Consider the following 11,183-nt stretch of genomic DNA (forward strand, 5'->3'; position numbering starts at 1 on the left):
AAGATTGAAACTGGTGACGGGTGACCAATCACTCGCGCATGTTCGCCGTGTTTTGGCCAAGCTGGATACCGGCGAGCTCGATGGCATTATCTGCGTCAATATGATGGGAGAAGGGTTCGACATGCCGCGGCTGAAGATTGCCGCGGTCCATGCACCGCATCGCTCGCTGGCGGTGACACTTCAATTTATCGGTCGTTTCGCCCGGACCGTCGGCGAGCGACTAGGCAGTGCAACCTTCCTCGCTCCGATGTCAGCCATTCAAGTCGAAGCGCGGCAATTGTATGCCGAGGGCGCCGTTTGGGCCGAGATCATTCCCAATCTGAGCGAGGCGCGAATTCGCCGCGAAGTGGACGTGCGAGAAACGCTTGAGGCGTTCGAGCCGCAAACGAGCGTCCCGGACCTCGCGGACCTTTCGCTCTACGGATTGTCCTTGTACGCGCACGTCAAGATCTATCGATTGCGGGAAGCCCCGGATCTAGCAACGCCCATGAATTTTGGAGGCGACCGGGAAACGGTCTTTTCCTGGACGAGCGACAGTCAGCGCGCGAGCGTGCACATCACCCGGCAAGTCACCGGTGTGCGATGGGCTAGCGACGATCGGCTGCTCGACGTTCGGTTCGACATCTTCGTATTTTACTACGACGAAGCGGCGAATCTCCTGTTCATCTGTGCGTCGAAACGCGCCGATGGCTATTACCGCACGCTGGCACGAAACTTGACCGGGTATGATCCTCGCATCCTTCCGCTCAGCCATGTGAGCCGCGCGCTGAAGGAGCTTGGCGATCCGCGCTTCTTCCAGGTCGGTATGAAGAAGCGGCAGGCAGCCAGTCTCGCGGAGTCCTACCGCATAATGGCCGGATCCCATGCCGATGAGGCCATCCGGAACGAAGACGCGCGTCTCTATGATCGCGGGCATTGTTTCGGCAGCGCCTACGATGGCGAGGAGCGATTGACGATCGGCCTCAGCAGTTCGTCGAAGATCTGGAGCAACAGAACGCTCAGTCTGCCCGAGCTACTGGGATGGTGCCGGACACTCGCCCGCAAGATCAATGACAAGAAGGCGGCGGTAACTGGCAGCAAGCTCGATATGCTCCAGACCGGTGAAACGGTGCGGAAAATCCCCGGCAGGCCGCTGTTCGCGATCTGGTCCAACGATATCTACATAGAGCCGCCGCAGGCGATTTTCCAAGATACTTCCGGCGCCCACCATTCCGTGCCGCTGACCGAATTCTCTCTCGACGTCACAGGCTGGGGCGATCATCATATCGCCATTTGCCTTGCCAATGATCTCGTGGCGACAAACCTGATTTTCAGGCTTGAAGGCGGCGGCCCCCTGTTCGGCTATCTCGACGATGTCCAGCCACGGGTGGTTCTCGACTGGCAGCGTCATGATGTCGATCTGGCAGACTATTTGAACGATGACCCGGTCGCCTTTACGCTCGACGACTGGTCGCGGCTTGATGGCGAGGAACATTATCCGCCGCCGGCTGGAGGCTTCGAGCTCTACAGCGCCGACCTGGTCGACACGCTCGACTGGAACGCCGCCGGCGTCGATATCAAGGTGGAGTACGCGGCGGGAGTTGGTCTTGCCACGTCGATCCAGGGTCACCTGCGCCAGGTTCTGGCGGGTGGAAGCGATGACGTCGTCTATTGGGACCATGGCAGCGGCGAGACGGCCGATTTCGTGGCATTCAAGCTACGCGACGATGGCGGTGTCGATGTTCGCTTTTATCATTGCAAGGGCTCGTCGGGCCCCAGCCCGGGCAACAGAGTCGCCGATGTCTACGAAGTGTGCGGACAGGCGGTCAAAGGTTACATCTGGTGCGATATCGCGCGCCTCGTCAAACGGCTTTCCAACCGCCACAAGAACAAGAGCGGCATGGCCGAGTTCGTTCGCGGCGACGAAGAGGTTCTCAAGACTTTTGCTCGAGCACGCCCGGCAACGTTTCAAATGATCGTGGTGCAGCCGGGCATTCGGCGCGGCGTGATCGAGCCCAAACTTTCAGAGGTGCTCGGCGCGGCCAACTCGCATTCTCTCAGTTCCGGCCTGCTTCCTCTTCGCACGCTGGGATCCGCCTAGCAATTGGCTGTCTTGATCAGGCTAGGCCCCAGTTGCGAAGGAAGAAGCGATGCATATCGGCGAACGGATGCTTGCCGTCGTGCATAATCGTGAACTGCCGCTCGATCATCCGCTGCGTAGCAGGTTTGAGCCGGCCATCCCGATGTTCTTGCCTTCTGCCGGGTTGAGCTTCTCGCCGACAATTATTCTCATTCCGCGCAGGAAGCTGTGAAGAGCGTAGCGGACAAAATGCGCCGACTTTCGGGACTCACCGATGACGGCAGTGACTTGGTCGACAAGTCGCTTGGCGGCGATGCCCCGCGCATCACGATCAACGCGGGTTCTACGGTGAGCGAGAAGAGCGAACAGAGCGGCTTTGCAAATCTCGTAAAAGGAGCATTCGGCATGTTCCGCAATCCCACTGCCCATGAAGCTCGCATCCACTGGACTATGACGAAAGACGATGCCGAGGATCTGGTGACGATTGTTTCTCTAATCCATCGCCGGCTTGACGTCGCGCATAGGCCGCCCTGCCCTTGATGGCTTCGGTGCGTTCCTATTCTCGTTACGGCCTAACCGACTGGAGCAGCCGTCACCGGCGGCGATCCGCGAGGATGGCGCAGCGCGCAGGCAACATGTGACTGGTGGATTTGGGTTGGAAGCTCGATACACCACTACTTTCAAGAACCGGCACGGAAGTCATCAGAATGCCTCTAAAGATTAAGACCTCCCAAACGCCGGAGTGCCTTTTTTCTGAATGGTCGATAACCACGAAAAACCGGCACAAACTCGTCGAGATAGTCGCCTACCTGTATTTGAGGCAGGAGGAAAATGCGATGCGCGTCATTGGCGCTCTCGAACCGCGACGACGGGCTCCAAAGGGTAGGGTCGCACAGAATGTCGTGCGGAAACTTACGGCGCCACATGCTGAGGATGTCGAACTATTTCGAAACGGGACAGACAAGGAGAAGGAATCCGCGAAAAAAAGGATGCATATCTCGATGATCCATCGCGACGGCTTGCTGTTCCAGCATGTGTCCTGGGTCGCAGCGAGGATGGCCGTTCCGAACGGATACATGACGGCGCCACAAGTGCGGCAGGCTGACAAGGGATTTGACGGGTTCATTGTGGATTTGGACGATGACGGCGAAGAAATCGTCCGGATCGTGCTGTGCGAGGACAAGGCCTCGAAATCGCCACGCGGTCTGATCACCTCGAAAGTTTGGACCGATATTGAAGCGATCCTGCGCGGTGAACGTGACGACGAGATCCTTGCCGACCTCGTGACGCTTCTCAAGAGCGTGCCGGGGATCGACGCCGAGACCGCAGTTGATGAGGTGTTCTGGGAAGGGGCACGGGAGTTCAGGGTCGCGGTGGCAACAGGAGAAAACCAACGCAAGGATGGTGAGTTCCAGCACATCGTCGCTGGCTTCAAAGCCGTAGCGGGTGGCGCGAAATCGTCCCGATCCGCCGGAGTGTTAGCGTTCGATGAGGTTCGAAAAGGGCTTGCTCTTCTTGCTGACGAGGTAGCTGCCAAGGTGGTGGAGATCACCGATGTTTGACTCTAGCTCGCGCGCGCTCCTGAGGCAGGCGCCGGATCTGCCAGGCTTGGACCCTGAGGCATTGGATGAACTTCTCACCGCCGCCCACATCGAACTGTCGACGATACGCCTGCTGGCCAGAGAAGGAGAGCCGGGCGCCGCAAGCGAGGTGATTGATCGGGTCAGACGCCTCGCCTCGACTTTCGAGGCATACGTTGCGCTCGACTTGCGCCCCGAGCAGACGCGGGCAGCTGCGTTCGTCGCGGCAAGCGCCCATCAGGTGCTCGGCCGCATCCGCGAATCCGGGACTCGCCGGCTAACGGTGGTATCGAGCGACACAATTAGCTCGACAATCTCCGCGACGCTCCTCTTTCTCATAGCTGATCGCGCCGCCGACGCAGCCGAAGTTGCCGGTCAGCTCAGAGCGAGAGGCGAGCCTCGCGCCGTCCGACGGTCGTTGATTCTCAGCATCCGCGAACTTGCGACTGGCAACCTTGGCCCACTGGTTGAACGAAATCTTGACGAGGATCGCATCGTCCAGGACGACAGCCGTGAAGTTGCCGCCGATCTGTTACTTCGGGAATGTGCCCGAGTAGTACAGGCACTCGGGCATGAGGCACGGGGCCAAGCGGAACTCGACATCGACATCCGCGGACGACTTGAACGCGTCATCCGTCTTTCCGAGGCCACCATCGTCGATATCAGCCATGGAGTAGGAGGGGCAGCCCACTTCCAGTTCGCGGGCCCGCACCACCTTGCCTCGCTCCTCAGCCGTCTCATCGACGGGGTCCAGGAAGCAATGCTTGTAAGAATACCGGCGCCGTCTGGAGCTAATTCGGAGGCATGGTCTGGGTGGCTGCACTCGCAGGCGCAGTCGCGTCCCTTCCTCTGGATCAATCACCTCAAGGCCGTCAGGACCGGCTACCTTAATGGACGCTTGTAGATCCGCGGAAATAATCGACAACTTCGTAAGCGCGATAGGCATCGCTCATCGACATGCCTTGGCGCACATAACGCGGCCATTCAGGAAACCTAAGGGCAGACACATACGTGTGACCCAGGCTGATGGGCACGCCATCTGCCAGGCTGCGCTGAAGTACCCGATGAACCGGAGCCCCCTCTGTCAGTTCGAGGGCCTGGGCGATTGCTGGTGATGCCGGGACAATTTCGTCCGAGAGGATCTCTCCGTCCGGTTCCACGCCTTCAGACAAAAGATTCTGACGAAACCGCGCTCGGCGCCCGACACGATAATTCAGCTTTGACGCTGATTCGACAAACGTCCCGCGTCCTTGCTCGACACGTAGCTTGCCGTCGACAGCGAGTGCTTCCACAGCCCTTCGAACAGCATACCGCGTCGCCCCAAACAGGGAGCAGAGCTCAGGCTCCGTCGGTAGCTTGGCGCCAGGCTTGAGCACGCCATTCTGGATTTCTGTCGAGATGGCGTCGCGGATCGTCTGCCACCCGGAATTCCGAGGTGCCGCATCATTCGGATGATTCATGATCCGTTCGTAGCACGATATCATTCGAATGTTAAATCCGACATCGATCACGGACCTTTAGTTGTTCGTCGAAGGTTGGCTGGTAAAACTCGCGGAAATCTGCGGACTTTTGCGAACGTCTGACCTGCGATCGTCAAATCATTCGGATGAATTTTTCCCCATGTCGTGAAACTATCATAATCCAACACTAGCGGGACATTCGAATGTTTCAGGGATGTCCCGGCGCGCAGGCCGGGGCGGGCCGGGGGCACGGTCAGCTGCGCGGACCAATCGGTTCAAACATGGATTTCACGAGGGTTCAAATGACTGTTTCCGCAACCGAATTGCTGGAGCGCTACGACTCCACCACAAATAAGTCGCACTATTCATCCGAACGAGTTTTCGGCGCCCGTCGCGCCAGCCTCCTTGGCGCGGCCTGCATCGTGGCTCTTGGCATTTGCGCTCAGCCAGCCATCGCAGACGAAGCCGCCGCTGACAGCGATGGCTCCGATATCGTCGTGACGGCAACCAAGCGCCGTGAAGAGATCTCGAAGGTGCCTATCAGCGTCGAGGCCTACAATCCCGAAGCGCTGGAAAAATCAGCCATCCGCAGCGTGTCCGACCTCGCCCAGATGACGCCGGGCGTCCAGTTCGACAAGTCGGCCGGATACTATGGCGGCGGTGCGCTGACCAACATCGCCATCCGGGGCATCAACTCGTCCGTCGGTCACTCCACGACCGGTATCTATATCGACGATACCCCGATCCAGGCGCGTGCCACGTGGATTTCGGGCTTCGGCAATCCTCTGCCCCTGATGTTCGATGTGGATCACGTCGAAGTCGACCGCGGCCCCCAGGGCACGCTGTTTGGCGCAGGCGCAGAAGGCGGTGCGCTGCGCTTCATCAGCCCTGAGCCCGGTCTCGATCATTACACGGGTATGGCGCGTACCGAGCTCTCGTTCACGCAGGGCGGCAGCCCAAGCTACGAAGCCGGCGCCGCGCTCGGCGGGCCCATTGTCAATGACAAGCTCGGGTTCCGGGTCAGCGGTTGGTATCGCCACGACGGCGGTTACATCGACCGGGTCGATCCGTTCAACCTGAAGACCGTGCAGGCGAACTCGAATTTCTCCGACTCCTATGCGCTTCGCGCTGCAGTGACAGCAGCACCGACGGAGTGGCTGAAGATCACGCCGTCGATCTACTTCCAGAAGGTCAATACGAACGACAGCGCTTCGTACTACGAGTACCTTTCCGATCCGAGCGAAGGCAAGTTCAAGAACGGGCGTCTTCTGCGTCAGCCTAACCAAGATCAGTTCGTGCTTCCCTCGCTGAAGCTCAGAGCCGATTTAGGCGGTGTTACGTTGACCTCGGTCAGCTCGTACCTCGACCGCAAGGGCAGCGTGCTCGCTGACATCACCAGCTTCTATGGCGCGCTAACTGTCGGTTATGGCAACCCGATGGGCCTCGCCTATCCCGCGCGCCAAACCGACGCGGCCTGGAAGGATGTCACCACCTCGCTGCACCAGTTCACGCAGGAAGTGCGTCTTTCCTCCTCGAACCCGGATGCTGCGCTAAAGTGGACCGTTGGTGCATTCTACTCCGACAGCACCCAGCACGACACCCACGTTTCGATCGACCCGTATTATTCAGCCTACCTCGGCATGGATCCCTACGTGTCCGAGTTCACCGGCAGCCTCTACTCCTACGACAAGCAGATCGCAGGTTTCGGTCAGGTCGATTGGGAAGTGGTCAAGGGCCTGACGCTGACGGCAGGCGCTCGTATCGCGAGCACCAAATCGAGCTTCTACCAGGAGCAGAGCGGCTACTGGACCGGCGGCCTGTTCCCGGTTTCGAGCGGCAAGAACCACGAGAAGCCATTCACCCCCAAGGTGGGCGTGACCTATCATGCCAGCCCGAACCTCATGCTCTATGCATCGGCCGGCAAGGGCTACCGCGTCGGCGGCACCAACATCCCGATCCCGCTGCAGACCGAAGAGGGCGGCGTTGGCTGCCCGGTTCCCTCGCAGCCGGCCTCCTTCAAGGCGGATTCGGTCTGGAGCTACGAAGCCGGTCTGAAGGGCAAGCTGTTCGGCGGCCGTCTGGGCGTGGACGCCAACGCCTTCCATATCGACTGGAACGACATCCAGCAGGGTGTCTATATCCCGACCTGCGGCTACACCTACACGACCAACGCCGGCAAGGCTGAGGTCAACGGCTTCAATCTCACCCTCAATGCCAAGGTGACCGACGCGTTCAAGCTGGGCGTGTCCGCCAGCTACACGGGCACCCGCATGAAGGAGACGATCGAGCAGTACGGCGTCATCCTGAACACCAAGGGCGATGTCATCGGCTCACCGCCCTGGGTCAATTCGCCCTGGGACCTGCGCGCCACCGCGGAATATACCTTCGTCCTGCCCGGCGACATCGATGGCTATCTGCGTGCAGAAGATGTCTTCCACAGCCGTAATCCGGGACCGTTCAACTCGCAGAACCCGGCATCGCCGGTGCTCTACAAGCCCGACATCCCGGCAAACCCGGCGACTAACCAGCTCAACCTGCGTGCAGGCGTGAACTGGCAGAACGTCGATATCGCGCTCTTCATGACCAACGCGCTGAACGCCCATCCGGCACTTGGCCGCTACCAGGACCTGGTGGGATCGGATCTCTTCACTGACACCACCTTCCGGCCCCGCACGATCGGCATGTCGGCATCGAAGCGGTTCTAAGTTCAATAATCACGGTCGGATCGGCGCTTGTCGATCCGACCTCTTAACCCGATTGCCGCCCAGATTTGCTAAGCATGATCTCGCAATGGGCGCTGGTCGATCAAAACGTTCACAGTGAGCGCACAAGCGCGAAGACCTGCCGGGTTGCTCAGGAACAGGTCTGCAAAATGCTCAGGAGTATGACATGAAGATCAGCACCGATCGCATTCTCACCACCCATGTTGGCAGCTTGCCGCGTCCGGCAAGCCTGGAAGCCAAGCTGCTGGCACGCGAACGCGGCGAACTCGACGCCGCATCGCTTGACGCGATGCCCGATGAAATCACGACTGCGGTTCGCGACGTGGTGAAGCGGCAGGCCGATCTTGGCATCTCCATCGTCGACGACGGCGAGATGAGCAAATACGCCTATGCAACTTATGCGCGTGACCGCATGACCGGCCTCACCGGCGTCGATCACCCGCTGGCCCTGTCCGAGCTCACCGAATTCCCCGAGTTCGCCAGCAAGATCGTGATGGAAATCAAGACCCCGGCCTGCGTCGGCCCGCTCTCCTATCATGGCGATGAGCATGTCGCGTCCGACATCAACAACCTGAAGGCCGCGCTTGAAGGCGTCGCGGTTGAGGACGCGTTCATGAATGCCTCTTCGCCAGGCATCATGGCGCATTACATGCCCAATAAGTTTTACGCGACGCAGGAGGAATACCTCTACGCGCTCGCAGACACGATGAAGCGGGAGTACGACGCCATCGTCGCCTCCGGCCTTCTCCTTCAGATCGACTGTCCCGAACTCGCGCTTGGCCGGCATTTCCGCGCGCAGCCGATGGAAGTCGCGGACTTCCGTAAGGAAGTCGCACTTCACGTCGAAGTGCTCAACCACGCCCTGCGCGACATTCCGGCCGACCGTCTGCGTCTGCACTTGTGCTGGGGTAACTACGAATCGCCCCACCACCACGACATCGACCTGCACGAAATCTTCGACCTGATCGTGACCGCCAAGCCGATGGCGATCCTGCTCGAAGCGGCCAACCCGCGCCATTCCCACGAATGGAGCCTGTTCAAGGAGACGCCGCTTCCCGAGGACAAGGTGATCGTGCCTGGCGTCATCGACACCTGCACGAACTATATCGAGCACCCGGAAGTGGTGGCGCAGCGTATCGAGCAATACGCCAATCTGGTGGGCCGCGAACGCGTGATCGCCGGTACAGACTGCGGGTTTGCAAGCTTCGCCTCCTTCCATGCCGTCGATCCGGCAATTGGCTGGCGTAAGCTCGAAGCGATGGTTCAGGGCGCCGAGATCGCCTCGCGCCGCCTGTGGCGCTGAGCGAGACCCGTAAGATGAAAATCATCCAGATTACGGATTTGCACCTTGTTCCCAAAGGGCGAAGTCTGTTCGAAAACGATCCCGGCGTGCGGCTTGAGGCCTGCATCGCCGATATCGCTGCCAACCACGCTGATGCCGACTTGTGTGTCATTACCGGCGACCTGGCCCATCATGGCGAGCACGGCGCATACATCCGCCTGCGAGAAGCGCTAGAAGCGCTGCCGGTGCCCGTCCGCCTGGTTATCGGCAATCACGACGCCCGTGACGAGTTTCTCCAGGTGTTTCCCGAAGAGCCAACCGACGCAGATGGTTTCGTTCAGTCTTTCATCGACACCGACGCCGGGCGCCTCCTGTTCCTCGACACCAAGAAGGCGACCGGGCACGCAGGCGCCTATTGCGCAAAGCGACAGGCATGGCTGAAGGCGCGGCTTGAAGAGGCAGCGGGTCGTCCATGCTACCTGTTCATGCATCACCATCCGCTGCCCGTGAACCTGCGCGCGGTCGACGAGATCATGCTCGAGGATCCGGACGCCTTTGCAAAGGTGCTTGAAGGACACGATATCCGGCACATCTTCTTCGGCCACGTGCACCGGCCGATCGCAGGGAGCTGGCGCGGCATTCCCTTCACTACCCTGCGCGGCCTCAACCACCAACTCTGGCTCGACTTCACCATCGAGCGCGGCATCCCCTGCAGCATGGAGCCGCCGGCCTATGCCATCGCATTCCTGCAAGGCGGAGCCGTCATCGTTCACACCCACGACTTTCTCGATGCCAGCCCGAAGTACATGTACGATCCAGACCTCCCCGTGGAGCAGCAGGTCGTTCGTATGGCGCCGCGCGAGACCCGCATCACGGACAACGCCCAGTGACTGTCACCCAACTCCCCGATCCGGTGCTCCAGCGCACCAACGAGTTCACGTCGGCGGAAGCTGTGTCGACGAGCCAGTTGCCCTTCCTTGATCTGTCACTCCTGTATGGCAGCCAGGAGGACCGTCAGCAGCTGGTCGGCGAATTGCGCGAGATCCTTTTCGATCATGGCTTTTTCTATCTTCGTGGTCACGGCGTCAGGCCCGACCTCATCTCGCAGGCCCTGACGGCATCGAGGATGTTCTTTGCCTTGCCGCGCGAGGCCAAGCTCGAAATCGACATCGTCAAATCGGCCCAATTCCGCGGCTACACCCGTATCGGCGGTGAACTGACCGGCGGCCGACAGGATTGGCGCGAGCAGGTCGATTTCGACCGCGAGGAGGACTTCGCCGAGATTGGTCCGGACACGCCCGCATGGAAGCGGACGATTGGCCCTAACCAGTGGCCCTCGGCAATGCCCAGCCTGAAGCCGATCATCACGACGTACCAGGCCGAAGTGACCCGCGTCGCGATCGATTTGCTGAAAGCCATCGCACTTGCTCTCGGGCAACCGGAAGGTGCTTTCGAGCCGCTCTACAAATCGGCTCCGCGTCAGCACCTGAAGATCGTTCGCTATCCCGGCCGTGATGTGGCCCGCTCTGAACAGGGCGTCGGGGCGCACAAGGACGGCGGTCTCGTGACGATCCTGCTCCAGGACAGCACCGAGGGTCTCCGTGTCCAGCGCCAGGATGGCAGCTGGGTCGAAGCACCACCGATCCCGGGCACCTTTGTCGTGAACACCGGGGAATTGCTCGAGCTTGCAACGGATGGTTTCGTGCGCGCAGACGTCCATGCAGCGGTGACACCGCCTTCCGGAATCGTTCGGTACTCCATCCCGTTCTTTCTTGGTGCCAGCCACGAAGGACATATCCCTCTCATCGACCTCCCGCCCGAACTCAAGGCGGTCGCCCGCGGCGTGAGCTCTGACCCGGCCAACCCGCTGTTCCGCAGCGTCGGTGAGAACCACCTGAAGTCGCGTATCCGTTCGCATCCCGATGTTGCGCGGGCCCATTACGGTGACCTGATCGATCCCGATGCCGCCACAAGCGCTAAGGCAACGCAAACCCATGGGGTTAATGATGTCTAGACATCTAGGTTCAATCACGCTTTCGTTTGCATTCGCAGAGACGCTGAATGCAAGTTGTCTCCCTA

9 protein-coding genes and 1 pseudogene are annotated in these 11,183 nt (G+C 60.0%); 9 read left to right on the top strand and 1 reads right to left on the bottom strand.

Going from position 1 to position 11,183, the window contains the following annotated elements:
- The 5 genes and pseudogenes from EJC47_RS20210 to EJC47_RS20225 form a co-directional block, all read left to right on the top strand.
- Positions 1 to 2,080, top strand: a 2,080-nt coding sequence (locus EJC47_RS20210; RefSeq protein ID WP_185867742.1) for a hypothetical protein, incomplete at its 5' end; no start/stop codon positions are given.
- Positions 2,081 to 2,129: 49 nt separating this feature from the next.
- Positions 2,130 to 2,291: a hypothetical protein gene (locus EJC47_RS21135; RefSeq protein ID WP_171007697.1), complete on the top strand. Its 162-nt coding sequence runs from the start codon at positions 2,130 to 2,132 to the stop codon at positions 2,289 to 2,291.
- A pseudogene (locus EJC47_RS20215) lies at positions 2,276 to 2,599 on the top strand (TIGR02391 family protein); the annotation flags it as partial. The gene EJC47_RS21135 and the pseudogene EJC47_RS20215, both read left to right, overlap by 16 nt.
- Before the next feature lie 461 nt (positions 2,600 to 3,060).
- Positions 3,061 to 3,621 (top strand): hypothetical protein, encoded by a 561-nt coding sequence (locus EJC47_RS20220; protein ID WP_198356570.1) that lies wholly within the window; start codon positions 3,061 to 3,063, stop codon positions 3,619 to 3,621.
- Positions 3,614 to 4,543 (top strand): hypothetical protein, encoded by a 930-nt coding sequence (locus EJC47_RS20225; protein WP_185867743.1) that lies wholly within the window; start codon positions 3,614 to 3,616, stop codon positions 4,541 to 4,543. Before EJC47_RS20220 ends, EJC47_RS20225 begins: the two co-directional genes overlap by 8 nt.
- Here EJC47_RS20225 and EJC47_RS20230 read toward each other — a convergent pair.
- On the bottom strand, positions 4,527 to 5,099 hold the full coding sequence (locus tag EJC47_RS20230; protein ID WP_171007696.1) for a GntR family transcriptional regulator: 573 nt from the start codon (positions 5,097 to 5,099) through the stop codon (positions 4,527 to 4,529). The two genes, EJC47_RS20225 and EJC47_RS20230, sit on opposite strands and share 17 nt — an antisense overlap.
- A 302-nt stretch (positions 5,100 to 5,401) precedes the next feature.
- Between EJC47_RS20230 and EJC47_RS20235 the strand changes: the two genes are divergently transcribed.
- The 4 genes from EJC47_RS20235 (at position 5,402) to EJC47_RS20250 (ending at position 11,118) form a co-directional block, all read left to right on the top strand.
- On the top strand, positions 5,402 to 7,804 hold the full coding sequence (locus EJC47_RS20235) for a TonB-dependent receptor (RefSeq protein ID WP_185867744.1): 2,403 nt from the start codon (positions 5,402 to 5,404) through the stop codon (positions 7,802 to 7,804).
- Positions 7,805 to 7,988: 184 nt separating this feature from the next.
- A complete protein-coding gene (locus EJC47_RS20240) occupies positions 7,989 to 9,125 on the top strand; it encodes a cobalamin-independent methionine synthase II family protein (RefSeq protein WP_126849516.1) in 1,137 nt (378 codons plus the stop codon).
- A 14-nt stretch (positions 9,126 to 9,139) separates the two neighbouring features.
- A complete protein-coding gene (locus tag EJC47_RS20245) occupies positions 9,140 to 9,994 on the top strand; it encodes a phosphodiesterase (protein ID WP_124811530.1) in 855 nt (284 codons plus the stop codon).
- Positions 9,991 to 11,118 carry an isopenicillin N synthase family dioxygenase gene (locus EJC47_RS20250; RefSeq protein WP_198356567.1) on the top strand — a complete coding sequence of 376 codons (1,128 nt, stop codon included), beginning with the start codon at positions 9,991 to 9,993 and terminating at the stop codon, positions 11,116 to 11,118. The genes EJC47_RS20245 and EJC47_RS20250 overlap by 4 nt, the downstream gene beginning before the upstream one ends.
- Positions 11,119 to 11,183 lie beyond the last annotated feature (65 nt).

This window comes from Sphingomonas sp. TF3 (genome assembly GCF_003985085.1).
Classification (GTDB): Bacteria; Pseudomonadota; Alphaproteobacteria; order Sphingomonadales; family Sphingomonadaceae; genus Sphingomonas.

Bases quoted from the DNA above. Each gene is read 5' to 3' on its own strand.
- EJC47_RS20220 (WP_198356570.1), top strand. From the start codon at position 3,061: ATGATCCATCGCGACGGCTTGCTGTTCCAGCATGTGTCCTGGGTCGCA.
- EJC47_RS20225 (WP_185867743.1), top strand. From the start codon at position 3,614: ATGTTTGACTCTAGCTCGCGCGCGCTCCTGAGGCAGGCGCCGGATCTG.
- EJC47_RS20235 (WP_185867744.1), top strand. From the start codon at position 5,402: ATGACTGTTTCCGCAACCGAATTGCTGGAGCGCTACGACTCCACCACA.
- EJC47_RS20245 (WP_124811530.1), top strand. From the start codon at position 9,140: ATGAAAATCATCCAGATTACGGATTTGCACCTTGTTCCCAAAGGGCGA.
- EJC47_RS20230 (WP_171007696.1), bottom strand. From the start codon at position 5,099: ATGAATCATCCGAATGATGCGGCACCTCGGAATTCCGGGTGGCAGACG.
- EJC47_RS20240 (WP_126849516.1), top strand. From the start codon at position 7,989: ATGAAGATCAGCACCGATCGCATTCTCACCACCCATGTTGGCAGCTTG.
- EJC47_RS21135 (WP_171007697.1), top strand. From the start codon at position 2,130: ATGCATATCGGCGAACGGATGCTTGCCGTCGTGCATAATCGTGAACTG.